Annotated in this window: 21 protein-coding genes; 9 read left to right on the forward strand and 12 right to left on the reverse strand. The window is 57.8% G+C overall.

The genetic code is table 11. From position 1 onward, the window contains the following. Window positions 1-103 precede the first annotated feature (103 nt). Together lplT and BLL52_RS07620 are read left to right on the forward strand one after the other, a co-directional pair. A complete protein-coding gene (gene lplT, locus BLL52_RS07615) occupies window positions 104-1,384 on the forward strand; it encodes a lysophospholipid transporter LplT (RefSeq protein WP_075586097.1) in 1,281 nt (426 codons plus the stop codon). Window positions 1,385-1,994: 610 nt separating this feature from the next. Continuing rightward, window positions 1,995-2,480, forward strand: coding sequence for a glutathione peroxidase (locus tag BLL52_RS07620; RefSeq protein ID WP_075586098.1), 486 nt, complete (start codon window positions 1,995-1,997; stop codon window positions 2,478-2,480). Here the strand turns inward: BLL52_RS07620 and BLL52_RS07625 are convergent. Beyond that, on the reverse strand, window positions 2,477-3,535 hold the full coding sequence (locus BLL52_RS07625) for a 3-deoxy-7-phosphoheptulonate synthase (protein ID WP_075586099.1): 1,059 nt from the start codon (window positions 3,533-3,535) through the stop codon (window positions 2,477-2,479). The two genes, BLL52_RS07620 and BLL52_RS07625, sit on opposite strands and share 4 nt — an antisense overlap. Before the next feature lie 359 nt (window positions 3,536-3,894). Here BLL52_RS07625 and BLL52_RS07630 point away from each other — a divergent pair, with 359 nt between their 5' ends. Then, a complete protein-coding gene (locus tag BLL52_RS07630; protein WP_075586100.1) occupies window positions 3,895-4,722 on the forward strand; it encodes a PRC-barrel domain-containing protein in 828 nt (275 codons plus the stop codon). Window positions 4,723-4,859: 137 nt separating this feature from the next. Here BLL52_RS07630 and glcF read toward each other — a convergent pair whose 3' ends face one another. The 6 genes from glcF to glnK all read right to left on the reverse strand — a co-directional run bounded on the left by glcF (window position 4,860) and on the right by glnK (window position 11,054). Further along, window positions 4,860-6,116, reverse strand: a complete 1,257-nt coding sequence (glcF, locus tag BLL52_RS07635) for a glycolate oxidase subunit GlcF (RefSeq protein WP_075586101.1) — start codon at window positions 6,114-6,116, stop codon at window positions 4,860-4,862. Window positions 6,117-6,134: 18 nt separating this feature from the next. Then, entirely contained in the window at window positions 6,135-7,262 is a 1,128-nt protein-coding gene (gene glcE, locus BLL52_RS07640) for a glycolate oxidase subunit GlcE (protein WP_075586102.1), read from the reverse strand. Window positions 7,263-7,408: 146 nt separating this feature from the next. Continuing rightward, a complete protein-coding gene (locus tag BLL52_RS07645) occupies window positions 7,409-7,810 on the reverse strand; it encodes a bacteriohemerythrin (protein WP_075586103.1) in 402 nt (133 codons plus the stop codon). 143 nt (window positions 7,811-7,953) lie between these two features. After that, window positions 7,954-8,940 (reverse strand): SMP-30/gluconolactonase/LRE family protein, encoded by a 987-nt coding sequence (locus tag BLL52_RS07650; protein ID WP_075586104.1) that lies wholly within the window; start codon window positions 8,938-8,940, stop codon window positions 7,954-7,956. 277 nt (window positions 8,941-9,217) lie between these two features. After that, complete coding sequence (locus tag BLL52_RS07655) at window positions 9,218-10,684, reverse strand: ammonium transporter (RefSeq protein ID WP_075586105.1); 1,467 nt, start codon at window positions 10,682-10,684, stop codon at window positions 9,218-9,220. A 31-nt stretch (window positions 10,685-10,715) separates the two neighbouring features. Next, entirely contained in the window at window positions 10,716-11,054 is a 339-nt protein-coding gene (gene glnK / locus BLL52_RS07660; protein ID WP_075586106.1) for a P-II family nitrogen regulator, read from the reverse strand. A 1,802-nt stretch (window positions 11,055-12,856) separates the two neighbouring features. Between glnK and BLL52_RS07665 the strand changes: the two genes are divergently transcribed. The 5 genes from BLL52_RS07665 to BLL52_RS07685 all read left to right on the forward strand — a co-directional run bounded on the left by BLL52_RS07665 (window position 12,857) and on the right by BLL52_RS07685 (window position 19,155). Continuing rightward, a complete protein-coding gene (locus BLL52_RS07665; RefSeq protein WP_139313339.1) occupies window positions 12,857-13,648 on the forward strand; it encodes a DNA-binding protein in 792 nt (263 codons plus the stop codon). Between the two features lie 67 nt (window positions 13,649-13,715). Then, the gene (locus BLL52_RS07670) at window positions 13,716-14,354 is read left to right on the forward strand and encodes a hypothetical protein (protein WP_075586108.1); all 639 of its coding nucleotides are present in this window, start codon (window positions 13,716-13,718) and stop codon (window positions 14,352-14,354) included. Between the two features lie 163 nt (window positions 14,355-14,517). Further along, complete coding sequence (locus BLL52_RS07675; RefSeq protein ID WP_158025684.1) at window positions 14,518-16,653, forward strand: replication endonuclease; 2,136 nt, start codon at window positions 14,518-14,520, stop codon at window positions 16,651-16,653. Window positions 16,654-16,973: 320 nt separating this feature from the next. Continuing rightward, window positions 16,974-18,287 carry a DNA cytosine methyltransferase gene (locus BLL52_RS07680; protein ID WP_198930612.1) on the forward strand — a complete coding sequence of 438 codons (1,314 nt, stop codon included), beginning with the start codon at window positions 16,974-16,976 and terminating at the stop codon, window positions 18,285-18,287. Between the two features lie 19 nt (window positions 18,288-18,306). Continuing rightward, entirely contained in the window at window positions 18,307-19,155 is an 849-nt protein-coding gene (locus BLL52_RS07685; protein WP_075586111.1) for an endonuclease, read from the forward strand. A gap of 71 nt (window positions 19,156-19,226) precedes the next feature. On the opposite strand, the gene BLL52_RS07690 is transcribed toward BLL52_RS07685, so the two are convergent. Then, window positions 19,227-20,813, reverse strand: a complete 1,587-nt coding sequence (locus BLL52_RS07690; RefSeq protein WP_075586112.1) for a recombinase family protein — start codon at window positions 20,811-20,813, stop codon at window positions 19,227-19,229. On the opposite strand from BLL52_RS07690, the gene BLL52_RS07695 reads away from it, so the two are divergent. After that, a complete protein-coding gene (locus BLL52_RS07695; protein WP_075586113.1) occupies window positions 20,801-22,276 on the forward strand; it encodes a YifB family Mg chelatase-like AAA ATPase in 1,476 nt (491 codons plus the stop codon). The genes BLL52_RS07690 and BLL52_RS07695 overlap by 13 nt on opposite strands. Before the next feature lie 25 nt (window positions 22,277-22,301). Here the strand turns inward: BLL52_RS07695 and BLL52_RS07700 are convergent, their stop codons facing one another. From BLL52_RS07700 to BLL52_RS07715, 4 genes are read right to left on the reverse strand one after another with little or no spacing between them, the layout of a single operon-like run. After that, window positions 22,302-22,913 (reverse strand): CDP-alcohol phosphatidyltransferase family protein, encoded by a 612-nt coding sequence (locus BLL52_RS07700; protein ID WP_075586114.1) that lies wholly within the window; start codon window positions 22,911-22,913, stop codon window positions 22,302-22,304. Beyond that, window positions 22,906-23,550, reverse strand: coding sequence for an ATP-binding cassette domain-containing protein (locus BLL52_RS07705; protein ID WP_075586115.1), 645 nt, complete (start codon window positions 23,548-23,550; stop codon window positions 22,906-22,908). The genes BLL52_RS07700 and BLL52_RS07705 overlap by 8 nt, the downstream gene beginning before the upstream one ends. Before the next feature lies 1 nt (window position 23,551). Continuing rightward, window positions 23,552-25,165 (reverse strand): ABC transporter permease, encoded by a 1,614-nt coding sequence (locus tag BLL52_RS07710; protein WP_075586116.1) that lies wholly within the window; start codon window positions 25,163-25,165, stop codon window positions 23,552-23,554. Further along, entirely contained in the window at window positions 25,152-26,351 is a 1,200-nt protein-coding gene (locus BLL52_RS07715; RefSeq protein ID WP_075586117.1) for an ABC transporter substrate-binding protein, read from the reverse strand. The genes BLL52_RS07710 and BLL52_RS07715 overlap by 14 nt, the downstream gene beginning before the upstream one ends. Window positions 26,352-26,402: the final 51 nt, after the last annotated feature.

The following is a 26,402-nucleotide window of genomic DNA, read 5'->3' on the forward strand; positions in this document are numbered from 1 at the left end:
AATGAGCGGATTTTGACACTGCCGTGCCGTGCTATAACCCCGCCCTGTTCGGAGACAAATAACATCGATTGGAGCCTGGTTCACAGGCGTGTCTTTTTTCCTGATGAAACGCGGCTTTTACACCATCATGGCAGCGCAGTTTTTTAGCTCGCTGGCAGACAACGCATTATTTGTGGCCGCCGTGCAGTTGCTGCGTTCCAATCAGTCCCCTGATTGGCAGCAGGCGGCGCTGGTGCCAATGTTTGCGCTGTTTTATGTGGTGCTGGCGCCGTATGTTGGCGCGCTGGCGGACTCCATGCCCAAGGGCCGGGTCATGCTGATCAGCAATTTCATCAAGGTGGCGGGTTGCCTGTTCATGCTGTTTGGCTCGCACCCGCTGCTCGCTTATGCGGTGGTGGGCCTGGGCGCAGCGGCCTATTCACCTGCCAAATACGGCATCCTGACCGAATTACTGCCCGCCTCGCAGTTGGTCAAGGCCAATGGCTGGATTGAGGGGCTGACCATTGGCTCGATCATTCTGGGTGTGTTGCTGGGCGGCCAACTGGTCGCACCGATCGTGGCCAACAAGATTTTGGCGGTGCAGCCCCTGGGTTACCTGGGCATCGTGACCCAAGCTGAAGCAGCGATTGCGATGCTGATTTTTGTCTACCTGCTGGCTGCCTGGTTCAACACCCGTATACCGCTCACAGGCGTGTTGATGCGCCCGTTGCCCAAAAAGATGAGCTCGTTGCTGCCCGATTTCTGGTCGTGCAACACCCGTTTGTGGCGTGACAAGCTGGGCCAGATCTCGCTGGCGGCCACCACCTTGATCTGGGGTGTAGCGGGCAATTTGCGCTTTATTGTGCTGGCCTGGGCCTCGGCGGCGCTGGGTTACGGGGTGACGCAAGCGTCGGCTTTGCAGGGTGTGGTGGCGATTGGCATGGCGGCTGGTGCGGTGCTGGCGTCGATGCGCATGCGCCTAGAAGACGGGCCACGGGTCATCACGCTGGGCATTGGCATGGGCCTGCTGATCATCATGCTGATTTTTATCACCAACGTCTGGGTGGCGGCACCGTTCTTGATTCTGCTGGGCGCTTTGGGTGGTTTTCTGGTGGTGCCGATGAATGCGCTGTTGCAGCATCGGGGCCACAACCTGATGGGCGCCGGGCGCTCGATTGCGGTGCAAAACTTCAACGAGCAGGCCTGCATTCTGGTGCTAGGTGCGTTCTACAGCCTGTCTACCGGGCTGGGTTTGCCCACCTTTGGCGCTATCACCATGTTTGGGCTGACCATTGCCGGGTTCATGTGGGTGATCAAGCGCTGGCACGCGCGCAATTGCCGCGAGCACAGCGCCGAGGTGGAGCGCTTGCTGGACATAGCCCGCAACGACAAAGCTCACGGCTAATTTCAAGGTTGATTCGCTGCGATATGTCGTTGCACCGCTTTGCCGTGCTAAAGCACTGTCTGCAGCGGTGCGCCTAATCTCGCAGCGAATCAACCTTGAAATTGTGTGGTTCTACAAACTGCCGTGCTAAAGCACTGTCTGCAGCGGTGCGCCTAATCTCGCAGCGAATCAACCTTGAAATTGTGTGGTTCTACAAACTGCCGTGCTAAAGCACTGTCTGCAGCGGTGCGCCTAATCTCGCAGCGAATCAACCTTGAAATTGTGTGGTTCTACAAACTGCCGTGCTAAAGCACTGTCTGCAGCGGTGCGCCTAATCTCGCAGCGAATCAACCTTGAAATTGTGTGGTTCTACAAACTGCCGTGCTAAAGCACTGTCTGCAGCGGTGCGCCTAATCTCGCAGCGAATCAACCTTGAAATTGTGTGGTTCTACAAACTTTTTTGGAGGAGCACTGTCTGCAGCGGTGCGCCTAATCTCGCAGTAGGGGGAACCTTGAAATTGTGTGGTTCTACAAACTGCCGTGCTAAAGCACTGTCTGCAGCGGTACGCCTAATCTCGCAGCGAATAAGCCTTGAAATTGTGTGGTTCTACAAACATGAGAGATTACGCCCATGACTACTATTTACGACTTTGACGCGCTGTCCATCGATGGCAAACCGGTGCCTTTGAAAAATTTCGAGGGCAAAGCCATGTTGATCGTCAACACCGCCAGCGCCTGTGGCTTTACGCCGCAGTTTGCCGGGCTGGAAACGCTGCATGAAACCTATGGCGCCAAAGGGCTGGTGGTGCTGGGCTTTCCGTGCAACCAGTTTGGCGCCCAGGACTCAGGCACCAACGGCGAGATTGCCCAATTTTGCCAGCGCAACTATGGTGTGAGTTTCCCGATGATGGCCAAGATCGAGGTCAACGGCAGCGCCGCGCACCCGTTGTACCAGTGGCTCAGCGCTGAAGCGCCCGGCCTGCTGGGCAGCAAGTCGATCAAGTGGAATTTCACCAAGTTTCTGGTGGGTAAAAACGGCGCGGTGATCAAGCGTTATGCGCCGACGGACACGCCCGCTGGCATGGCCAAAGACATCAAGGCGGCGCTGGCGCTTTAGTGCGCCTGGGTGCGCAGCCGCTCAGCGGCTTCGCGCAAACCCGCTTCGGTAGCCTCCCAACTCAGGCAGGCGTCGGTGATCGACACGCCGTACTTCAGGTCTTCAGGCTTGCCGAGTTTCTGGTTGCCCTCGAACAGGTTGGATTCGAGCATCACGCCCTTGATGGCGCGGTTGCCGTCCATCACTTGCCCGACCACATCCTTGAGCACCAGGCTTTGCAGGTTGTGATTTTTGCGGGAGTTGGCGTGGCTGCAATCCACCACAATGTTCACGGGCAGTTTGGCGGCTGCCAGTTCGTCAGCCGCTTGGGCCACCGACACTGAGTCGTAATTGGGCACACTGCCGCCGCGCAGAATCAGGTGAACAAAGGCGTTGCCCCGGGTGTGGGTGAGCGCTACCTGGCCGTGTTCGTTGATGCCCAAAAAAGCGTGCCGCTGGGCCGCTGAGAGCATGGCGTTGACCGCCACGTCCAGGTTGCCGTCGGTGCCGTTTTTGAAACCCACCGGACTGGACAAGCCGCTGGCGAGTTCGCGGTGGGTCTGGCTCTCGGTGGTGCGCGCGCCAATGGCGCTCCAGGCGATCAGGTCACCCAGGTACTGCGGGGTGATCGGGTCCAGCGCCTCGGTGCCGCAGGGCAGCCCCATGTCGTTGAGGTCGACTAGCAGCTTGCGGGCAATGTGCAGGCCGTCTTCGATACGAAAAGAGTCGTCCATGCGCGGGTCGTTGATCAGCCCCTTCCAGCCCACCGTGGTGCGCGGCTTCTCGAAATACACCCGCATGACGATGAACAACACGTCTGACACCTCGTCGGCCAGGGCTTTCAGGCGCTGCGCGTAAGCCATGGCGGCGCTGATGTCGTGGATGGAACATGGCCCCACAACCACCAGCAAGCGATGATCGGTGCCCCGCAGAATGTTGCCCAGTGTCTTGCGGGCGCTGCTGACCGTGCGTGTGGCGCGCTCGCTGGCGGGCACTGCATCGTGCAGCGCGGACGGTGGCAACAAGGTTTGCTGCGACAGTACATTCAGGTTTTCAAAGGCGTTGGGAAATGGCATGATGATGTGATAAAAATAGTGCTCTAGCCCTTATTTTATATGCGCTAGTAGCTATATTTAATGTAGTGTGACTGCTGCCATGACAGCAAAGGGTTGGCGTTCAGTATCAGGCCTGCAAGGTCTCTTCACAAGTTTTTGCAAAACATGCGAGCACCCGGGGGAACGCATTAAGGGCTCTTTGAGATCGATGCATTCTGTGACAGAAATTGGACTGCAGCCCGTTTTCTACAAAGTTTCCCAACTACTTTTAGCATAGCGTCCGTGTCTGCTGATTCTGCGTTCATTGGGCGCTAGCGCACAGAATACACGCGCCAAAGCGTCCACAGTCGGGCTCTGACCACCACACTGAAGGAAGCGCTATGTTGCGAAGCATGAAGGATCTCAAGGGCTACACCATTGGCGCCACCGATGGTGAAATTGGGCATGTGACCGATTTTTTCTTTGACGACCAGCGCTGGACCGTCCGCTTTTTGGTGGTGGAAACCGGCTCTTGGCTGTTGAGCCGCAAGGTGCTGATCTCGCCGTATTCGCTTTTGAAGGCCGATTGGGAACACAAGCGCCTGCCGGTGCGTATCACCCGCGATGAGGTCAAAAACAGCCCCGACATCGACACCAATCAACCGGTGTCGCGCCAGCATGAGGTGCAATACGCCGACTACTATGGGTACCCCTATTACTGGGGCGGTGACGGCCTATGGGGCACCGGCTTGTATAACCCGGGAATGGCACCACCGCCAGGACTGGACCCCGAGACCCTGGCCGAGGTCAGGACCGAAGTGGCTGACGTCTACGCGCGCGCCGAATCCACCCTGCGGCAAAACGACGACCCGCATTTGCGCAGCTGCCAGGCGGTGCTCGGGAACCACTTGGAAGCCACTGACGGTGACATCGGCCATGTGCAAGGCATGCTGGTGGAAGAAGATAGTTGGAGCATCCGTTATCTGGTGGCCGACACCAGCAACTGGTGGCTCGGACACCAAGTGCTGATCCCGCCGGACTGGGTCAGTGACATTCGCTGGGCCGACTCTCGCGTGAGTGTGAACCTCACCCGTGAGTTGATCCAGGACAGCCCGCGCTACGATCCCGCGACCGAGTTCACTCGCCAGCAGGAGCACGATCTGTACCGCCATTACGAACGCCCGAACTATTGGGAGCGGGAGCACAACAGCGCGCCGCACGGGTCTTAGGCGCCGTTGTATCGTGCGTTGCTCTGATTCCGGAGTGATGCAAACCTATGCATCAAAATTGCCTCTAGCCCTTGTTCTATAAGCGCCAATAGCTATTCTAATAGTAGCTGCTGATGCGATCAAGAGCTATGGAGGCCTCAGGGCCGGGGTTGCAAAGCCTCGTCTAACAGTTCGATCCAATGCCGCACTGGCGTGGTAGTCCCGCTTTGCAAATGGGTGACGCAGCCGACGTTGGCTGAGACGATTTGGTCGGGCTTCTTGCCGTCAAAAGTCTCGTTCAGATGCCCTAGCTTGCGGTCGCGCAGCTGGGTGGCGATCTTGGGGTTGAGCACACTGTAGGTGCCCGCCGAGCCGCAGCACAAGTGAGCCTCACAGCCGGTAATTTTGAGGTTAAAGCCCAGCTCCACCATGTATTTTTCTACAACGCCCGTCAATTTCTGACCGTGTTGCAGCGAGCAAGGAGGGTGCCAAGCAATCCGGCCGGCGCTGGGTTGCACTTGTTGGCGCAACTTTTCGCTGAATTCGGGCAACCATTCGCAGATGTCTTGGGTGAGTTCGCTGACACGCTTTGCTTTGACGGCGTGGGTTGGATCGTCGCGCAGCACGAAACCATAGTCTTTCACCGTTTTGCCGCAGCCCGACACGTTCATCACAATGCCTTCAACGCCCGGTTTGCCGTCCATGCCTTCGATAGAGGGCCACCAGGCATCAATGTTGGCGCGCATCTCGGCTTTGGCGCCGTCATGGTCGTTCAGGTGGAACTTGACCGCGCCGCAGCAACCGGCCTTGGGCGCGATCACCGTCTGGATGCCAGCTGCGTCCAGCACGCGGGCGGTGGCGCTGTTGATGTTCGGGCTCATGGCAGGTTGCACGCAGCCTGCCAGCATCAGCACCTGGCGGGCATGCTGGCGCGTGGGCCAAGCGCCCGCATGTTGTTTGGCGGGCACGTTCGCTTTCAAACTCTCTGGCAGCAAAGGGCGCACGGCCTGTCCTAAAGCCATCGCCGGGCCGAACAGCGGTGAGGTCAAGCCTTCTTTCAGCACCCAGCGCAGCGCCTTGTCGCCGGCGGGGCGCGGCACCAGGTCTTCCACCATCTTGCGGCCAATGTCCAGCAAATGGCCGTATTGCACGCCGCTGGGGCAGGTGGTTTCGCAGTTGCGGCAGGTCAGGCAGCGGTCCAGGTGCAGCTGAGTTTTGCACGTGGGTGTCACGCCTTGCAGCACCTGTTTGATCAGGTAGATGCGCCCACGTGGGCCATCGAGCTCGTCGCCGAGCAGCTGGTAGGTGGGGCAGGTGGCGGTGCAAAAGCCGCAGTGCACGCAGTTGCGCACAATCGCTTCGGCGGCCATGGCGTCAGAGGTGCCCTGGTATTGGGGGGCGAGTTGGATTTGCATGGGGCAGCGTCCGCCGGCTTAGAGTGACGACACCAGGCGCCCGGGGTTGAAGATGTGCGCCGGGTCAAACTCGGCTTTCAGGCGGACGTGAATCTGGTTATTAGGCTTTTCTAAAGGCTCAAAATGGCCTGTAACCCTTATGGTGCTTGCGCTAGCAGCTCTGAAAAGCGTAGTAAATCCTTCTGCCGCTTGGGTTAGGTCACGCAGCCTCTGAAGCTCCGACTCGGGTGCCCAGACCCAGCGCAGGCCGCCGTGCCACTCCATCAGCTGCGGCCAGGGCAGGTTCAGCGCCGGGCCAGTTTGCGGCAGGCTTAGGCGCCACAGGGCCTCGTCCGGGTGATCTGCGGCGTTGAAAAACGCCAGCGTCTGGTCGCGCCAGGCGCTCCAGTCGGGCCCGGCTTGGGCGTTGTCCACGAGCTCGCCGGGCAGGTCTTGCGTCATTTTGCTGATGGCCGCGTTCACCGCCGCTGCGGCACCGCGCAGGCGCACATACAGCTGCCCTGATTCTCCCGGCGGCGCATCACCCTGCGCCCAGCGACTGGCATTGAGCGGCAAGGGTTGTGCACCCCAGGCGTTGAGCTGGTCCAGCGCTTGCCCGTGGTCAATCTCAAAGACCAGCGTGGCCTCAGCAGGCATCACCGGCATCACTTTCAGCGACACCTCGGTGAGCACGCCCAGAATGCCCAGACTGCCCACGGTCAGGCGTGTTACGTCATAACCGGCCACATTTTTCATCACCTGGCCGCCAAAGGTCAGGTGCTCGGCGCGGCCATTGATCAGCTGCATCCCCAGCACGTAGTCACGCACACCGCCCACACTGGCGCGCGATGGGCCGCTCAAACCGGCAGCCACCATGCCGCCCACGGTGCCGCGCCCGCCGAAGCGCGGTGGCTCAAACGCTAGGCATTGGCCCTTTTCTGCTAGGGCAGCTTCCAGTTCGGCCAGCGGTGTGCCGGCGCGGGCGGTGATCACCAGTTCGGTGGGTTCATAGCTGACGATACCGCTGTGCGCGGTGGTATCGAGCACCGTGCCTTGCAGCGACCCGCCATAAAAGTCCTTGCTGCCATGGCCACGGATGCGCAGTGGCCTCTTGGCGGCGATGGCATCGCGCACGGCGTCGATCAGGGCTTGCAGGGTGTCGGTCATGTCAGCGTCTTCCAGGGCTTCAGGTAACGGGCCGCCATGTTACGACCTGCACGCGCGCAACAGATTGAATTATTTGAAAGCCCTGTGTTCAAAAAATGCTGGGCCCAGCAATGCGCATAACAACGCGCCTAGACCGCCAGCTGCGCCTACATCACATTAGACAGATAAGTACCCAAGCGTCCGTCCGTGGTCAGGATGTGTTCGGTGAGCCAGCGCTCCAGAAACTGTACGTGTTCGTCGGTGAAGGGGTTGTCCGACTGGAGAATTTCCTGCTGCAACTCCCGGGCGCTTTGGATCAGCTCCTGGTGCTCGGCTTTGTGCTCGGCACGCTGCTGGTAACGGTGCTTGAGCATCAAGCGTTCTTCATGGCTGAAGTGCCAGACCGTGCAGTTGATCAGCTCGTCCAAAGTGGCCGCAAGGTATTCCTTGGATTCCTTTTCCCTGATGGCACGGTTGAGGATGTTGAAGATGTGGATCAGCTTTTTATGATCGTCATCAATCTCATCGATACCGACGCTGAGTATGTTGTCCCAAACCAGATCTTTCACAAGCTTTCTCCCCGGTTAAAGCCCAAGCCCGACATGGGCTGGGCTTGATACGCGTCCCTCAGCGTCAGAAGATAGCTCCGGGCCGAGGGCGATGGTCGCTTTGGTCAACCGCTGGCCACCACACAAAATGATTCTACGACCGGCTACCCCGGCGGCCAGTCCTGAAAGACATTCACCGGCAGCCCGGCAGTCTTGACCCGGGTGCTCAGCACGCAGCCAGACAAGGGGTAGGCCGCTTGCTCGGCGGCGCTTGGGCTCAGACCGGCGCTGGTGACATACAGGGTTTTCAGGTCTTCACCGCCCAGACAGACCATGGTTGGGCACAGCAGCGGAGTCGTTAGGCTGGCCAGCAGCGTGCCGTTGGGCGCGAACTGGCACACCCGCTGGCCCTCATACATGGCCACCCAATAATTGCCCTGCGCATCAACCGTAGCGCCGTCCGGACGCCCGCCATAGACGCCATGCCCGCCGTTGTCTGGGGCGGCAGACTTCCACTGCCAACCCTCGGGTTTCGGGGCAAAGCGGGCAAACACCCGCTGTGCGCTCATGTCAGCCGTCAGCGGGTCAAAGTCCCAGGCCCACACGGTGTGGCTGGGGGTGTCGGCCCAGTACAGGGTGCGGCTGTTGGCGCTGAAGGCCAGGCCATTGGCGGTGCTCATGCCACTTCGCGGACTGATTTTGCAAGCCACATGCGCCTCACCCGAGCCGCGCGCGTCGATACAGTACAGCGCGGCATTCTGAAGGCTGCGTGTCTCATCCACGGTGCCAACCCAGAACCGGCCCTGCGCATCGCACTTGCCATCGTTGGTGCGCATGTGGGCCGGGTCGTAATCCAGTGTCGCCAAGCGCACCAGCGGCTCGCCCCAATCGGCAGCACGAAACACGCCATCGCGCAGCGCGATCACCAGTCCACCGTCTTTGGCCGGCGCCATGCAACCAGGTTCGCTGGGCATGTTCCAGGTTTCAACGCTGCCCATGTAGGTGTTGGCGCGAAAAATCTGTTTACCGGGAATGTCGAGCCAATACAGCGTTTGCTCCTGCGGGTGCCAAAACGGCGACTCACCCAGTTGGCAGCGGTGCGGGCTAACGGTTTGCCAAAGCGTGTCGGCAAGGGAGGCGGTGGTCGTCATGGCGGCTCCAGCGGTCAGGATGTAGGCTTTGCATTGTGCCCACAGGCCTGTGACTCAGGTCAAAGCGCTAGCAAAGAGGGTGTCTTGTAAGAGAAATCGGCCTCTTGCCCTTGTTCCATAAGCGCTAACAGCTATGAATAAAATAGCTACTGTGATGTGCACCAGCGCTGTGCCAGTAAAAACCCACCCGAGCCGCAAAGCCCTGGTGGGTGAACGCTTAAACAAACAGACCCTTGAACCAGCTTGCAGACCCGTAGGCCCGCAAGCTGGCTTCTGATCACCTGCCGTAAGCCGTTTCGCCGTGGGAGGTGATGTCCAGGCCTTCGCGCTCGGACTCTTCTGACACACGAAGGCCAATCACCAGGTCAACAATCTTGTAGGCAACAAAGGCCACCACGCCAGACCAGACGATGGTGATCAACACACCTTCAGCCTGAATCAGCAATTGGCTGACGATCGAGTAGTCGTCGCCCTTGACGCCGCCGAGTGATCCCGCCGAGAACACACCGGTCAGCAAAGCGCCCAGAATGCCGCCCACGCCGTGCACCCCGAACACATCGAGTGAATCGTCTGCGCCCAGCATGGACTTCAGCCCCGTTACACCCCACAGGCACAGGAAGCCAGCGAGCAGGCCAATGACAATGGCGCCCATCGGGCCGACCGTTCCGCATGCTGGGGTGATGGCCACCAAACCAGCCACAGCGCCTGACGCGGCACCCAACATCGACGCCTTGCCCTTCGTCACGGCTTCACCCACATTCCAAGACAGCACAGCGGCCGCCGTGGCGAACAAGGTGTTGATGAAGGCCAGCGTGGTGCCGCCATTGGCTTCCAGGTTGGAGCCCGCGTTAAAGCCGAACCAGCCCACCCACAGCAGTGCGGCGCCCACCATGGTCAATGTCAGGCTGTGTGGCGCCATGGCTTCCTTGCCGTAGCCGATGCGTTTGCCAATGACATAGGCACCCACCAAACCTGCCATGGCCGCGTTGATGTGCACGACGGTACCGCCGGCAAAGTCCAATGCGCCCTTGGCGAACAGGTAGCCGCCGCCGCCCCAGACCATGTGCGCGATCGGCAGGTAGCTGAAAGTGAACCAGAGGGCGCAGAACAGCAGGACGGCGGCAAACTTGATGCGCTCAGCAAAAGAGCCGACGATCAAGGCACAGGTGATGCCCGCGAAAGTGCATTGGAAGGCAATAAAGATGTACTCGGGAATCATGACACCTGGCGTGAAGGTGGCAGCAAGAGAGTCCACCGTGACGCCTTTGAGGAACAACTTGTCGAAGTTGCCGATGATCAAGCCATCACCACCGAAGGCCAAGCTGTAGCCGTAGATGGCCCAGAGTACCGAGATCAGCGAGAAGACCACCATCACCTGCATGAGAACCGACAGCATGTTCTTGCTGCGAACCAAGCCGCCGTAGAACAGCGACAAGCCCGGGATGATCATCAAGATCACCAGCACGGTGGAAACCATCATCCAGGCTACATCGCCTTTGTCGACGGTTTCTTTGACTGCTGCGCCAGCAGCGGGTTCGGCTTCTGCCTCTGCAGGCGCTGCGGCCTGGGTTGACGCAGCCAAAGCTTCAACCGTTATTGCGACAGGTGTTGAGTGCATGGCGCCTGTGTCGACAGCAGCGGCGGCGGCGGGGGCCGCAGGCGTGTCGGTATCTTGGGCCATGACCACCGTGCCGCCGAGCAACAAGCTCATGCCCAACGCAAGGGATACAAGTAGTTTTTTCATAGGAGTGATCTCGTGTGATGTGTTGAAAGGCTCAGAGCGCCTCGGCGCCGGTCTCGCCGGTGCGGATGCGGATCACTTGCTCAACGGTGGTGACAAAAATCTTGCCGTCGCCAATCTTGCCAGTGCGCGCGGCAGCTTCGATGGCTTCGATGACCTGGTCGACCAACTCGTCAGCGACAGCGGCTTCAAGCTTGACCTTGGGCAGAAAGTCCACCACATATTCCGCACCCCGATACAGTTCGGTGTGCCCCTTTTGCCGACCGAAGCCTTTGACTTCAGTGACGGTGATGCCCTGCACGCCGATGCTGGAGAGCGCTTCACGCACCTCATCGAGCTTAAAGGGTTTGACAATGGCGGTGACAAGTTTCATGGGTTCTCCTTGGGCTTGGAAAGAGTGGGTCACACTCGGCGGGTTCTGGGTCATTGGCCTAGCCAACAATTGGGTTGACGAACCGATTAAGCAGGGTTCGTGCCAGCGATCCGTGTGATGTGGCTTGGGGCGGGTCAAACCCGCAGGAAATCTGTGGGGTAACATATCTGTATAAATAAACAGTTGACACCAAAATAGTGCACGTTTCAAGCGCCGCCTCAGAGCTGCGCACCTTTTTAGCTAGGGAGTCTTATGAGTCTGTCTTTGGTACAAAGTCGCGCCCTGCTGGGCCTGGAAGCGGCGTCTGTCACGGTCGAAGTTCATCTGGCCAACGGCTTGCCCAGCTTCACAAAGGTTGCAACATAAATGTTGAGTAGTTGGGGTCCACTGGGGGTTGGCAGCCCACAAAGTGGGCACGGCTGGGCATGCAGGCCGCAGGACGGAAAAGTCAGAGTGCAAACCAAAAAAAAGCCCTACGAATGGTAGGGCTTTTAGAGTCGGTTTTGTCCGTAAAAATATGACCACCATCGCCACCAACCCGCCAAGGTTGGTTTGTCGTTCATGAAGCCGCCAAGCTCCATGAAAAGCACCCTACAAATGAGCCGCCAAGCTCCTCCCCGAAAGGGGACACACTACTTTCCACTGCCGTCAACTTTCACCTGAACTTTCGTTCTCGCTTACCGCTTGCATGATTAGTGCTCGAAGTTTGCTCAAAGGCTAGTCATCAACTCTCCCCCTCTTTTGTCACCTTCAGTCGCCAAACTGAATCTCGGTTTCCCGAAGACACGAAGAGGTTCCCACGTTAGCTAATTGTGTCGAAACCACGATTTAAGCCATGTCACCTAAAAGTCAACGCATCGCATACGCTTACTCTGGCAGGAGCCAGATTTCAGCCTCTCGATGTTCCATAGCGAAGGCTTACCCGCGCTGACTTCGTCATCAGTGAATCACTCCCGAAGGAGCATGACCAAGGTTTCTTACCGCGATAAAGGGGACTCACACCCCTATTTACGTGCTTGAGCTATCCAGCGACCCGTCCATTACGACGGTGCCAAGTGTTCCAGGTTTCCCCTCACACCCCTGACGCATTTCTACGCCCTCAGCAGCCCACACGCGCGGAATCTGTCGCGCCGTTCTTATTCCAAACGCCCCAGACTTGGGATTTACACCCATTCACAATTAACAGGGTTAGAGCTTGTTACCAAGCCGCCCGTTTCCGTGTCGCCCATCACCGCCCTTTTTAGGGATTGGGTCGAAAGAATGCTGTCGCACTCTAGCGCCCGTCTCAGCCGCGCCAGCCAGGGTTACCCGGCACGCAGCTAAAGCAGTGTGCAAACGACTTGGCGAGTCGCTGCGATGTCTTTCGACATAGCGTGTGTTTTTCGTAGTTGGCGGACTACGCAAAGCGATCTGTCGCTCAAAGCGCTTTAAGTAGTCCGCCGTGCACGCGAAAACTGCGAGAGCTTGCGCTCTCTCATTTTCCTGCCCACATCGTCTTCCTCGCTTATGTATAGCTCGGCTGCGCGTGAATTCCAGGAACATCAATTAATACAAACCCCCAAAAGCCACTCACATAGCCAGCAAGGCAGTTTTTGAGTGAGCACCAGCCTGCGTGGTGGCGCCCCTCAGACACTGGCACCGCAACCGTCACCCCGCGCGCCAGGAATACCCAACAGCCGTGCCTGGGTGTAAATAATCTGCGTGGCGGTGTAAAACTCGCTTCCTGCCGGTGTATTTACACTATTTACATTTACACCTGTAATTACAGCTATACCTAGTATCTCAACCAAAAAAGGATACCTGTGATTACTTCACCCAACCCACCTACCCAACCTACCTCAACCACTTCAGCGGTAACACCTGTCGACTCTGCGGCATGGAGCTCAGAAAGCACCAGTATCATCTCCACCGGGCCAATCACCATTGATGACGTTCGGTTAGCACTGGGAGGCCATGACCCAATGGGTACGAATGCAGGCGCCCTACGCGTCATCATCGGCCGCGGTTCGATGCAGACAATCCAAAAGCACCTGGGCACGCTGCGCGCGGAGCTTGCACCTGCTGCTGCCGTTGAGCCAGGCAGCGTGCCACCTGCTCCAGTTGACGCTGTGCAGCAAATTTGGGCTGCAGCCTTCAATATTGCACAGTCGACCACTCTTCACCGCATCGACATGCTGGTCGGTCTGCGAGATGCTGCACTTGCTGTTGTTCAAACTCAATCCCAAGACTTAACTGCCTTCGCAGCCAATATCGACTTTCTAACCGATGAATTGTCTAAAGCTGATTCTGCTCAACTAGCGCATCTAGTCGAAATAGAGAAGTCACGCGAGCTTGAGCAGAAGAATGCAAACGCAGCTTTAGAGCAGCTCGAAGCATTGCAAAAAGAGCATGACCAGCTCAAGCATCAGGCACAGCTTGATGAGCGCGACCGCCTCACCGAGCGCTTGTCACAGCAGTCAACCATCGACCGACTCGTCAATCAGCTAAGTGAAGTCAAGAGCCTTCTGCACACCCGGAACGCGCAGACGCCAATTAACGTCATAAAGCAAATATTGCCGCTCAATGCTGATTCGACGGTGAATTTGGCTCAATAGCCTGAAGTTGCTAAAAATGAGGCGGGGGTGCTCCTATACGGTTATTCATAACCACAAGGAGCACCCTATGCCTATTTCAACCCCAATCGCTCGCTCCAAGACTTCGGCACTCGCGAGAGTTTTGGATGCCATCCCCAAGGGATACACCCGCACTACCCAAGGCGCCGTCAAGCCTGCCAAAGCGTTGGCCTTGATTCGCAAGTTCCACGAGCTGTACGGTATCGGCTGCACACCTGGCCAGCGCCTGGTCCGAAAGGCTGCTGGTAAAGCGAACTGCCTTCTGGTCATCTACTGGCCTGAAGGCGCGGTCTCCGTCGAGTGGCTGATGCTGGCAACGCCCGGCACAGGGATTGAGGCTGAGCGACTCCAGCCCGTAGACGGTACACCACGGGCTCACTGGCTGGGCTACGAGCTGGTGCGCCGCCCCAATGAGCGCGGCAATGCAAGCTGGACCTGGCGCAGGCCCAAGGCCGAGATGGCCGAGCACCATGCCTTGATTGCCGAACTCTCGAACCAACATCACCAAAACGCCCTGGCCGCGCTGCTGCAGCGCATCGCCCACCAGCCGGGCTTCAATGGCGTGAGGACCCAAGGCCGTGAACTCTTCAACGAAGCCGTGCGCCGGGGGCACAAGTCAGAAGAACTGCCGATGCTCTTCTGGTTGACAAAGCCCACGCATGGGGAGCGCTACCTGATACCCAGCTGACCCTTCCGCCACCAAAAACTGCCGTCTTCTGACGGCGTTTTTACGAGCTGACCTGGTAGCTGCAAATTCGTCGGGATTTGAGGTCGAGAAATGCTTCGCCGGTGCTATACGGTGAATGTCATCATCACCAAATCCCTCAGTCACCTCAACCGCAGCCGGTCCGTTGCGCTCCCCGCTGGGGGTTCAAGACCTGATTGCCCGAGCCACAAAGAGCTTCGAGACGGCCGAGCTCAAGCGGACCTTCGCCACACCCCCCGCTGCGCCTCCCCTGGTCAGCGAGTCACCAGTTGACGCCCTCGGGCTCCTGAAGCGGCTCTGCGCCATTCAGTCTGCGGTCAGTAGCTACCGGTCATCACTCACCGCCTCAGCAGGCGAGCTCTCTGTGTGGCTCGATGCAAACGATGACGACATTAGAGACGTTGCGATGAACTTCTCGCGTCTGGACCTCACCGGCACGCCGGACCTCTCGCGGCTGTCCTACGCAGAACTGCTTCCCGACCTTCCCTGTCAGGACCAGTTTCCAGGACTTTTGAAGTTCCTGATGCAGCCTGGCTTACCGGCCTGCCCCGTCCACAAGAAGCGCCTGTGGGCCGAGTCCGTCCTGGGCGTCAAGGTGCCTGGCGATAGCCTTACAAAACAGATGGCTCGGCTGTCTGATGCCCGGTTTTGGCGCCGTGCGTTGCGAGTGCGTCTGGCTAGAGAGCGCGAGCACTTCCATTTGCGCCTTCGACTGGTCGGCCGCTCAGCAGAGCCCTACGTGTCAGATGTTCAACTTGCAGCGCGCAAGGCGCAGCTCAAGCGCCAGCTGCAGTGGATGACCGACACCGTGTTGGTGCCGCGCTACCTCGACCCCGAGCAGAAAAACGACACTTTGCTCTCGCTCGCAGACGTTTCAAGCTCTGCGAGCTCGCGCTTCGCGAAGACGTACGCGTTCTTGTGCGCCATGGACTCGATTGCTTCGGACGCGGGCCTCGCGGCAGGGATGTTGACGCTGACGCTTGAGCCGGAGTGGCACGCCAACCCCAGCCATGGCGCCAGCAGCTGGAATGGCGCCAGCCCGCGCGCTGCGCATGAGTCACTGGCCAAGCGTTGGCAGTCTGTGCTGCGCGACCTCAACAACCTTGGTGTTGGCATCTCTGGCCTGCGGGTGGTGGAGCCTCACAAGGATGCGTGCCCGCACTGGCACGTGTGGCTGCTGTACCGCCCTGAATCGGAGCAAGCCATCTTGGAGACGGTGATGAAGTATTTCCCGCACAAGCTCAAAGTGCGCAATCCGAGCGCCAAGCGCAGCAAGTCTGATGCAAAAAGCGCAGCAACTTTGTCGACGCCGGCGAACGCTTGCGATGTCATCTTTGACACGTTGGCCGAACTGAAGGCGAACGCTGGGCGTGCGCCAACTCTTGCAAAAGAAGGCGCGCAGGTGGAGCTGGCCCGCATCGACCGCAGCATCAGCAGCGGTGCCGGCTACGCAATGAAATATTTGCTCAAAACGGTAGACGGCGGCGACAAGCTCAATCAGCAAACCGGTCTGTTTCCCGAGTCACCAGAAGGCGAAACGCTCACGCAGCGGCAGCTGGAGAAGCAAGCGCAGCGCCGCGCGGCGCATCAGGCGAATGCAAGGCGGGTGGATGCCTTTCGCGGCGTGTGGGGCATCAACTCCGGACAACTGTTTGGCGTTTCGAAGTGCCTTACCGCCTGGGACACGCTTCGCCGCTTGGGTACTGCACCGTCCAACCCAATGCTGTGCAAGCTCTGGAGCCTCGCGCGCGGAGGCCTCAAAAAAGGCCGTATCCAGGCGAACTCTGGCATTCGCGGCGACGCCAAGGGCTTCCTCACAGCGCTTGGTGGGCTTGCTGCCTGTGGCAAACCGCCGAAGGGCGCCGTGACTGTGTCAATTGGACGGCTGACGAAAGAAGCGATGAACGGCTATGGAGAAGAAATCAAGCGCACAGTGGGCGTCACCCTGGTTCAGCGCACCCGAGTGATGAAGGTCACTGGCGCTCGCACCTCTAAAGTCACTGGCGAAGTCAAATGCGTCAAGGCTTGGCGGTCGGTCAAGACGGTGCTCGCCGAAATCAACATCCGTGCGAAAGAATGGATGCTGGTGCCTCTCAAAAATGCAGCGCAGGCGATGGAACAATTGAAGAAACGAACCGAGGCGGAGCATGCGGAATTCGGTTCGGCTCACCTAAGCCTTCTTGCGGTGCGCACCTTCTGGTCTGGGGTGTGGGACGGCGTGGCGCAGCACAACGCCGAGCCTCAGCCAGCACCGTTGCCTTGGTTGCTGTCCACTGCCTAGCCACCCTCTGGTCTCAAGCAAAACACACCTGCCGCACTTGCGGCGGGTTAAGTGCGTCCGACTGATTTACGCACAATTTTTTGAGAAGAAAAACGACGAAAAAAAAGCCCCGGCGAGGGGGCTTTTGGGTGAGCTAATGGGTTTCTTGCGTCTAGATGGTCACCAGGATCGCGTCCTTCGGACGCGGTCCAGGCCCGTTGAGCTAGAAAACTTTACTTAGTTATCCAAGGTAAGACTTAAACCACCTGCCCAAAACATTGTTCTGGCATACTTCGAAGCCAAGCTGAAAGCAGGTCGACTAGTTGTCGAGAATTTAGCTAATGTCTAGTGACCGAATTATTTGTGCAGGATTAGAAATGAAAAGACCGGTGGCCGTCGACTTGTTTGCGGGTTGTGGCGGGATGTCGTTGGGTCTGGAGGCTGCTGGTTTTGATGTGGCTGTTTCAGTGGAGTACGATGCCGTTCACTCTGTTGTGCATCACTTCAACTTCCCATATGGAACAACCATGTGCAGGGATGTATCGACTGTGTCAGGCTCCGAAATTCTTCAAGCACTTAGTAAGAATGGGTACAGCATTGATGTTGACTTAGTTGCAGGTGGGCCCCCTTGCCAAGGTTTTTCGCAAATGGGAAAGCGTCAACTAGACGACCCCAGAAATTCATTAGTTTTTGAGTATGTTCGGATAATATCTGAAATCAGGCCAAAATATTTTGTATTTGAAAATGTTCCCGGGATTGCTTCTGGTGCTCATCGAAAGTTCTTGGATGAACTTATTGAGGAGTTTGAGGGGTTGGGATATAAAATCGAAAAGCCCGTTCAAATTCTAGACGCGAGTTTATTCGGAGCACCGCAAAAAAGGAAACGATTGATAATTATGGGTAGCCGCGGTGATGTCGAAATGGCATACTATCCGAAGCCCAAGTACATTGAAGATATGAAAGGTACTTCCGACTTAATTAATGATGCTGAAGGGTCATTAAATACCGTTGGTGACGCCATATCGAATATTGCGAGCGTCGACGTATTTACCCACGAAGACTATGGTATACCACCAGAAATGATATCCTATTCTGGATATTCTGCAAATTTTGCATTGAAGTCAACTGGTTTGTTCAGGCTTTGTCATGTCCGCACTGGAATTGATAAAATATGGGGACATTTGGGTTCCGTTCATACTCAAATTTCGATGGACCGTTTTGCTGAGACAGTCCCGGGTGAGATAGAACCTAAAAGCCGATTTCTTAGATTGAAGAAAGACGGGCTTTGCAACACATTGCGTGCAGGCACAAATAGCGACAAGGGTGCCTTTACCGCTCCTCGACCTATTCACTTCAGCTTATCTAGATGTATTTCAATTCGAGAAGCTGCGAGACTTCACACTTATCCAGATTGGTTTCAGTTTCACAGAACAATTTGGCATGGCTTTAGAGAGATTGGTAATTCAGTTATACCAATGCTCGCCAAAGAGTTAGGAAACTCAATTATTGCTGCATTGAACATCGATGTAAATGAATTGGAGATAAAATCTCTCGTGGCGATTGATGATAAATTGCTACGTTTAACCATGTCAAAAGCTTCAGCATACTGGGGAGTCAATGACGATTTAATTGCAAAAAGAAAACGTTTAATTTAGTAAACCGGATAATCTTACTATGACTGATAACATTGGAACAATTGATGCCGTAATCGAAAAGGCTTTGTCGAAATATGACAAAATTATAGAGCATGTATTCAATAAAAATTTCAAAGAGGGTGACAAGGTTATCTCAATAACAAGGGAGCAACTTGCCGAAGCATGCACCTCTTTAGATATTGGTAGAATAAAAAACTTAGGTGATATTCCTTATTCCTATAGATTTAGACGAAATTTACCTACCTCAGTTGTAGGTCATGCTCCAACTGATTCTGAATGGATTATTGTTGGTAGCGGTGTCGGAAAGTACGAGTTCAGATTGGCATCGCCTGCCAAAATATCACCATCCGACAATAGACAACGCATAAGAATTCCTGACGCAACGCCTGAAATCGTAAAAAAGTATGCTCCAGGTACTGACGAACAGGCCCTCCTTACCAAAGTACGCTACAACAGGTTAGTCGATTTGTTCACTGGCCTTACCTGTTATTCAATTCAAAATCACTTGAGAACGACCGTTACGAACATTGGCCAAATTGAAATCGATGAAATCTATTTAGGAATTAGCAAGAAGGGGGCTCATTATGTCATACCTTGCCAAGCAAAATCACCAGGCGATAGGTTTGGTATTGTTCAGGTTATGCAGGATATAGCATTCTGTAGAGCCCGTTATCCTAACGCCATTTGCAAACCGATTGCACTTCAGTTTTTAACGGAATGTGATGTAGCAATGCTGGAACTTGCTGTCCAGGTTGATAAAGATGTTTTCAGACTTTCAGTCGTTGATGAAAAACACTACCAATTAACTACTAAGGATGGCATTGTAGATACCGACATCACAGCTTACCGAGATAGCGAACAAGAATGACCTACATTTTGCCGGAGAGGTGAAATTATATTTCACTACTTGGGCGATTAATTTAAATGAGCTCTATAATTTTACTTAGGAAGCAACGGACGGACGCAATGGAAAATGCCAGTGGATGTTTTTTCTAAGATAACTCCAGTGTCGCTTGCAATAATTAGGTGCGGTTCCTTTGTATCTTTAAATACAACATACGCCAAACCTTCCCGTCCGTATAAATAGACTTTACTGACATATCGTTGAAGGGTTAGTCGGAGTCCATCGCGAGCTTCTGGGCTTTTGTCCAATGTAACAAGTGCATCCGAAATTGCGTCATATACCGAATCGAAATCCAAAGTATGACTGGATGAAGCGCTAATTCTATGGTGTACTTGATGAAGCGCTTCAGTAGCTTCTTCGAGCTGTTTTTCAACAGCAGCCAGTCGAGGTGCCAATGTTTTAGGCGGAGCATCAGAATACTCTATAGCGTCCAGTATTCGAGCGTGACGTTCGGTGACTTTTATGAGCACAGACCGAGCGGTCTCCAGTTCTTCATTTTGCCTTGACAGTTCATCATCAGAAGTAATGCTATCGGCGATTAATCGATAGACACCGGTAATCAAATTTCTTTGTGTTTCCCGTGCTCCAGGTCGGCATTTGCAAGTCGTTGTTGCTTTTCTGACATGAGCTGAACAATAATAGCGTCTCGTCTCCCCCATTTGGTGATTCTCTTTCTTTCCATGGTCCCGATAGCCCATTGTGGCGCCACAGTACCCGCAGAATATTAAACCCTGAAAAAGATTGAAGCGCGTATTATCGCGTCTACGTGGGAAACTAGCCCTGCTATCAGCGGTTACTTGAGCGCGTGCAAATTCGCCATAAGATAATACAGCAGGAAAGAAGTCGGGGTGTTCTTCCCCGTTGCGCTCCACGTAAAGGCCAGTTACAGCTGGGTTCTTCAGCACTCGACGCACAAGCGAAACATGCCAACCGTTTGAGTGTGCGGAGCGCATTGAAGGTAGTGGCCAAGCTTCGGCATTCGCGGTTTGACAAATGGAATGTGCACTAGTACCCGCCAAATAAAGACCGAAAACTCGTTTTACTGACTCCGACTTTGCCTCGTCCAATAACCAGCATTTAGCAATTTTGTCTTTGAGGAGCCAGCCTGGGGCAATGTTGCAAATGATTTTGGAGCCCGCAAGTCTGCGTCCAGCATATGACGCGGCGATTAACTCGCTCTTACGTTTGCTTTCACCATGGCCGCGAGCGAAAAGCATCACGCTATAAAAGAGTTCTCTGTCATCTTGCAGCGATTCAGCCGTGTAGACCATTTTGTCACTAAGGGTAACGACTGTGACCCCTGACTCGACCAACTCCCCGAGAAGTGCAACCGCTTTGTAAGTGGCTGTACGCGTGAGCCTGTCTAAGTTCTCAACCAGCAACAATGAACCCCGCTTAACGCGACCTTCTCTAACTGCGCGCAGGAATATCGACAAAGCGCCCTTTTCGAGGTTAGAGCGGTCATATGCTGAGACGCCCAAGTCACGAAAACTGAAGTCATCGCGGAGTGTCAAGTTGTTTAGCGTTGCGTATTCGTAGGCTGCCTTCATCTGGCGGCGTAACGAATCTCCCAGAGTTTGGGCATAGCTTGAAAATCGGATGTAAGAGTATGCGTCAGTCATTTGACAATTATGCATCAAGCTTCACCCTGGTAGGCCTGGCTGACGTGGAGGTGAAAGAGGCGCGTGAGCGGGTGCGATCGGCCATCCAGAACTCCGGCTTGGAGTTTCCTAACAACAAAAAAATCGTCGTCAATCTGGCCCCGGCTGATTTGCCCAAGGATTCTGGCCGGTTTGACCTGCCGATTGCGCTGGGCATTCTGGCGGCCAGCGGGCAGATTGATGCTGGCGCCTTGGCGGGCTGGGAGTTTGCTGGCGAGCTGTCGCTATCGGGCGAATTGCGCCCGGTACGGGGTGCACTCGCCATGAGCTTGGCGCTGTATGGCAGCGGTGTGGTGACGCAACTGGTGTTGCCACCAGACAGCGCCGAGGAGGCCGCCCTGGTGCCCACCGCGCAGGTGTACCGTGCCCGGCATCTGCTGGATGTGGTGCAGCAGTTCTTGCCAGCCACTTCCGAAAGCATAGCTACTAGCACAGGTGAGGGCTGGGAGCGCATTGATTCTGCCCCACTTTTAAAAGCCGCCAGCTACCCCGATCTCGCTGATGTCAAAGGCCAACTGGGGGCCAAGCGGGCGCTGGAAATTGCCGCGGCAGGCGGCCACAGTGTTTTGTTGGTGGGCCCGCCCGGCTCGGGCAAGTCCATGCTGGCGCAGCGTTTTGTGGGCCTATTGCCGCCCATGACCACTGATGAGGCCTTGCAAAGTGCGGCCGTGGCAAGTCTGGGTGGACGCTTTTCGCTGGACTCCTGGGCGCGTCGGCCCACTTGTCATCCGCACCACACCGCCAGCGCGGTCGCATTAGTGGGCGGTGGCTCGCCGCCGCGGCCTGGTGAAATATCGCTGGCGCACCACGGTGTGCTGTTTTTGGACGAGTTTCCCGAGTTTCCCCGCGCCGCGCTGGAAGCTTTGCGCGAGCCGCTGGAGACCGGCACCATCACCATCTCACGGGCGGCGCGGCGCAGCGAGTTTCCGGCACGCTTCCAACTGATTGGGGCGATGAACCCGTGTCCGTGCGGCTATTTGGGCTCCAGCCAGAAAGCTTGCCGCTGCACGCCAGACCAGGTGGCGCGTTACCAAGGCAAGCTCAGCGGCCCGCTGGTGGACCGGATTGATCTGCATGTGGAAGTGCCCGCCGTTGCGGCCCCCGAGCTGATGCAAGCCCCGCCTGGCGAGCCCAGCGCGGTCATTCAGGCGCGCTGCGTGGCGGCACGAGCGCGCGCCATCACCCGCCAAGGCAAGTCAAATCACGCGCTACAGGGGCAGGAGATTGACCAGTTTGTGCTGCTGGACGAGGCCGCCGTCAAATTCCTGAACGTGGCCGCCACCCGCCTCGGTTGGTCGGCGCGCAGCACCCACCGTGCCTTGAAAGTCGCCCGCACCATTGCTGACCTGGCGGGTGCGCGCACCACCCAGGTCACCCACGTGGCCGAGGCCATGCAATACCGGCGGGCGTTAAAGACGGCGTGACGGATCTGTGGCCACGCGACGCTGCTCAATCGGGCTTGAAGGTCCGGATGCCTGCGACGATGCGTGTCACGGTGGTCAACGCGCACAAGGCCGCAAAACCGTAGGCCAGGGCCGCAAACCATGTCGGCCACAGGCACATCAGCGTGAACACCAGCAGGGTTTCAAAACTCTCGGTCAACCCCCCCAGGTAATAAAAACCTTTGCCTGGGTAGGCGGTGCTGCTCAGACCGCGTTTGGCGGCCAGCACGGCAAACGCCAGAAAGGTGCCTGCCGTGCCAATAAAGCTGTAGATCAGCACCGCAGCAGCGAGCGCGTTGTTGGCTGGGTCGGCCAGCGCAAAGGCCAGCGGAATGCTGGCGTAAAACAAGAAGTCCAGCGAAATGTCCAGAAACGCACCGCGATCAGTGGGCTGGGTCAAGCGTGCTATTGCGCCGTCCAGCCCATCGGCCAGGCGGTTTAGCGCCATGGCCAGCAGCGCCCAGGGGGCGTGGCCCAGCGCAATCAGTGGTACGGCCAGCAAACCCAGCGCAAAGCCCACCCAGGTCACTTGGTCGGCGCGCCAGCCGCGGCGCACCATCACACCGGCCATGCTTTTCAGCGGGCGTTGCAGAGCGGCGTTCAGGGCGCGGTCAAACATGCTGTGGCTGCCAGGTACCGATGTCAAAGACACGACCACCAGGCGGCACGTCGGCCAGGTCGTGGGTGACCAGCAGGGTGGGAATGCGCAGGCGTGCAATCTGCTCAAACACAAAGCTGCGAAATTGCACCTTTAGGGCGGCATCCAGCCTGGAAAACGGCTCGTCCAGCAGCAGCGCCTGCGGCTGGGCCAAGAGCGCGCGCATCAGGCTCACGCGGGCGCGCTGCCCGCCTGAGAGGGTGGCCGGGTCGCGTTCTGCAAAACCCTCCAAACCGATCTCGGCCAGGGTTTGCGCAACGCGTTGTCGCCGCTGGGCACCCTTCACCGCAGCAGGCAGGGCAAAGGCCAGGTTTTGCCCCACGCTCAGGTGCGCAAACAGCAGGTCGTCCTGAAACAGGATGCCAATACAGCGCGCCTCAATCGCCAGGCCGTCCAGCGAGCGCCCATTCAGTTGTGCCGAGCCGCTGGCCTGAAAAGCGGCGTCCAGATGGCCCAAGAGCCAGTTCAACAGCGTGGATTTGCCGCAGCCGGAGGGGCCGGTGAGGGTGACGATCTCGCCGGGGCCAATCTCCAGGCTCAGGTGCTCCAGCAGCGTTTGGCTGCCGCAGCGCAGGGTGAAATTCTTGATGCTAAGCATGTCAGCGCAGCCCTAGCCGGTTGCGCCTGCGCAGTCGCACCCAGCTAAAGGCTAAGGCAAACGCCGCCAGTGGCAGCAGCACTTGCAGCAGCGCCTGCACCGCCAGCACCTGGCGGCTGCCACCGGCGCTCAGGGCGACGGCTTCGGTCGTCACCGTGGCAAAACGCCCGCCACCGGCAAACAGTGTCGGCAGGTATTGCGCCACACTCACCGCAAAACCCACCGCCCACGCCAACAGCAGGGGGCGCAGCAGCAGCGGCCACTTCACGCGCAGACAGGCTTGCAACTGCGAGCAACCGAGTGCGCGGGCGCTGGTCATCAGCCGCGCATCAAACGCGCGGTAAGCACCCACCAGCGTCAGCAGCATATAGGGCAGCACCCACAGCAGATGGCTCCACACCAGCGCCAGCTTGGAGGCATCGAGCCGCAGGTGCAACAGCACCGCGTATTGCGCTGCCACCAGCGGCAGCGCCGGCAGAATCAGCGGCGCATAGAGCACGGCATTGAGCTGCTTGGGCCCCCACTCCAGCCAGATCAGCACCACCGGCAGGCACAGCAGGCTCACCGCCAGCGCCAGCCAGAGCGTCGTCCAGAACGGGGTTGCATCAGCATAGCGCCAGTTGTCCCAGGTAACGGCGTCTGGCCACAGTGCCGGGAAAAACCAGCTTTGCGCGACTGACCAAACCACCAGCGCGCCCAGCGCCGCGTAGCCAACACCCAGCACGGGAGCCTGCCACGGCCAAGGCCGCTGAACTGCAGGTAAACGCTGACCAGTGGGGTAGGCGCGCCGCTGCACCCAGGCGCGCCAGCCGCTATAGGCCAGCGCGGCACTAACTGAGAACAGCGCCAGCAGCACCATTGACGCGGCGCCGCCCTGCGTTTGCAGCCGCGCATCGGGGTTGCTGAGCCAGTGCCAAGTCAGCACCGCCAGCGTGGGCGGGTTACCTGGCCCCAGAATCAACGCCATATCCACCACCGACAAGCTGTAGGCAAAGGCCGCCGCCACCGGCCAGCCCAGGCGCGGTGCCACTTGCGGCCACAGCACCAGCCGCCAGGTTTGTGCGGCGCTGTAACCCAGCGAGCGCGCCACGGCCATCTGCCGCGCCACCGCCTGCTCGCCCAGCACGCCAGCCAGCACCCACAGCAAAAACCAGCTCTCTTTGAAGGCCAGCGCCAGCGCCAAGCTCAGGCCATACGGGTCTTGCACGGTGACCCACTCCGGGGGGCTGGCCCATGATAAAAAATAGCCTGTAGCCCTTGCCAGCCAACCGGAGGGTGCTATCAAAAAAAACAAACCCACCGCAAACGCCGCGTGTGGCACCGACAGCAGCAAGGGCAGGCGTTGCTGCAAGCGCTGCCAGGCTGGGCTGGGGTAGAGCCTTGTGGCCAGCCCGGCCGCCATCAGGCAGGCCAGCAGCGTGCCGAACAGTGAAGAGACCAGGGTGGCCAGCAAGGCCTGCGCAAACTGCGGGTCGGTCAGCAGCGCCTGCCAGACGGAAGCGCTCAGGCTGGGGCCCATCGCCCAGAGCAGGCCCGGCAGCAAAGGCACAAAGACCAGCCCGACGAGTGCTAACGCCAGCGTAGCGCCCAGCGGGTGTCGCTCAGCGTGCGCCATAACGCTTGAGCCATTCGGTCTCCAGCGCTTCTACCCAGCTGGCGTGGGGTTCGGCCAGGGTGGGTACTGACTCGGTGAGCGCGCCGGGCGCTTTGTTGCGCATCAACGCCTGCAAATCCGGGGGCAGCTTGCTGACATCCAGCACCGAGCCGTCGCCCCACACCCGGGTGTCGGCCTTGTGCGCCTGCGCGGGGGCCGAGAGCAAAAAGTTGGCAAACACCTGCGCCCCGGCTTTGGCGCGGGCGTTTGCCGGAATGGCGACAAAGTGCACGTTACCAATGGTGCCTTGGGTCCAGCCAAAGCTGTAGGCGCTGCTGGGTAACTGGCGGCTGGCGATCAGATTGGCGGCCTCATTGGGGTTGAAGGTGAGTGACATCTTCAGCTCGCCATCGGCCAACATGCGGTGCATGGCTGCAGCACTTGCAGGGAAGGCAATGCCTGCGCGCCACAAGGAGGGGTGCAACCGGTCCAGATAGGCCCAAAGGGCGGGAGTGGCGCTGGCAAACGCTTGTGGGGTTACGGGTTGCTGCAGCAGGGCGGGCGCGGGCGTGAGGTTCAGCAGCAACTGCTTGAGGAAAGTGGTGCCATGAAAATCCGGCGGCTTCGGGTAGCTGACTCGGCCCGGGTTGGCCTTGGCAAAGGTCAACAGCTCGGCGGCTGAGCGTGGTGGCACGGGCGTGACCGCTTTGTTGGCAATAAAGGTCAGCTGCGCGGTGCCCCAGGGCGCTTCAAACCCCTCAGTGGGTACCGAGAAGTCACTGCGCACCGGTTTTTTCAGGTCCACCAGGCCCCAGCTTGGCAGCGCTTCGGCCCACGGGCCATACAGCAGGCCATTACTTTTAAGGTTGCGAAAATTCTCGCCATTCACCCACATCAGGTCCACCGAGCCGTCTGTGGTGCGGCCAGCGGCCATTTCGGTCTGTACGCGTTTGACAACCTCGGCCGCGTCGGTGATCTTCACGTGTTGCACCGTCACGCCGTAGCGGGCCTGCACCTCTTTGGCCGCCCAGGCAATGTAGGCGTTGATGGCCTCGCCGCCGCCCCAGGCGTTGAAATACACGGTTTGGCCCTTGGCTTGGGCTTCGATTTGCGGCCAGTCCAGTGCTTTGGCGGCGCTGGCGGGCAGCGCCCAGCTGAGGCTGAAGGCGAGCGCCGCCAAGACGGTAGTGGTTTTGGAAAACTTCATGCAAGCTGGCTCCAATAGGTGGCAATAACGAGTCTGACACAGCTTGGTCAA

Origin of the sequence: Rhodoferax antarcticus ANT.BR (assembly GCF_001938565.1) — a bacterium.
Taxonomy (GTDB): Bacteria; Pseudomonadota; Gammaproteobacteria; order Burkholderiales; family Burkholderiaceae_C; genus Rhodoferax; species Rhodoferax antarcticus.

What these genes read in the sequence shown, in the direction of transcription:
- lplT (WP_075586097.1), top strand. Translation starts at nt 104, where the DNA reads ATGAAACGCGGCTTTTACACCATCATGGCAGCGCAGTTTTTTAGCTCG.
- BLL52_RS07620 (WP_075586098.1), top strand. Translation starts at nt 1,995, where the DNA reads ATGACTACTATTTACGACTTTGACGCGCTGTCCATCGATGGCAAACCG.
- BLL52_RS07625 (WP_075586099.1), bottom strand. Translation starts at nt 3,535, where the DNA reads ATGCCATTTCCCAACGCCTTTGAAAACCTGAATGTACTGTCGCAGCAA.
- BLL52_RS07630 (WP_075586100.1), top strand. Translation starts at nt 3,895, where the DNA reads ATGTTGCGAAGCATGAAGGATCTCAAGGGCTACACCATTGGCGCCACC.
- glcF (WP_075586101.1), bottom strand. Translation starts at nt 6,116, where the DNA reads ATGCAAATCCAACTCGCCCCCCAATACCAGGGCACCTCTGACGCCATG.
- glcE (WP_075586102.1), bottom strand. Translation starts at nt 7,262, where the DNA reads ATGACCGACACCCTGCAAGCCCTGATCGACGCCGTGCGCGATGCCATC.
- BLL52_RS07650 (WP_075586104.1), bottom strand. Translation starts at nt 8,940, where the DNA reads ATGACGACCACCGCCTCCCTTGCCGACACGCTTTGGCAAACCGTTAGC.
- BLL52_RS07655 (WP_075586105.1), bottom strand. Translation starts at nt 10,684, where the DNA reads ATGAAAAAACTACTTGTATCCCTTGCGTTGGGCATGAGCTTGTTGCTC.
- glnK (WP_075586106.1), bottom strand. Translation starts at nt 11,054, where the DNA reads ATGAAACTTGTCACCGCCATTGTCAAACCCTTTAAGCTCGATGAGGTG.
- BLL52_RS07670 (WP_075586108.1), top strand. Translation starts at nt 13,716, where the DNA reads ATGCCTATTTCAACCCCAATCGCTCGCTCCAAGACTTCGGCACTCGCG.
- BLL52_RS07680 (WP_198930612.1), top strand. Translation starts at nt 16,974, where the DNA reads ATGTCTAGTGACCGAATTATTTGTGCAGGATTAGAAATGAAAAGACCG.
- BLL52_RS07685 (WP_075586111.1), top strand. Translation starts at nt 18,307, where the DNA reads ATGACTGATAACATTGGAACAATTGATGCCGTAATCGAAAAGGCTTTG.
- BLL52_RS07695 (WP_075586113.1), top strand. Translation starts at nt 20,801, where the DNA reads ATGCGTCAGTCATTTGACAATTATGCATCAAGCTTCACCCTGGTAGGC.
- BLL52_RS07690 (WP_075586112.1), bottom strand. Translation starts at nt 20,813, where the DNA reads ATGACTGACGCATACTCTTACATCCGATTTTCAAGCTATGCCCAAACT.
- BLL52_RS07700 (WP_075586114.1), bottom strand. Translation starts at nt 22,913, where the DNA reads ATGTTTGACCGCGCCCTGAACGCCGCTCTGCAACGCCCGCTGAAAAGC.
- BLL52_RS07705 (WP_075586115.1), bottom strand. Translation starts at nt 23,550, where the DNA reads ATGCTTAGCATCAAGAATTTCACCCTGCGCTGCGGCAGCCAAACGCTG.
- BLL52_RS07710 (WP_075586116.1), bottom strand. Translation starts at nt 25,165, where the DNA reads ATGGCGCACGCTGAGCGACACCCGCTGGGCGCTACGCTGGCGTTAGCA.
- BLL52_RS07715 (WP_075586117.1), bottom strand. Translation starts at nt 26,351, where the DNA reads ATGAAGTTTTCCAAAACCACTACCGTCTTGGCGGCGCTCGCCTTCAGC.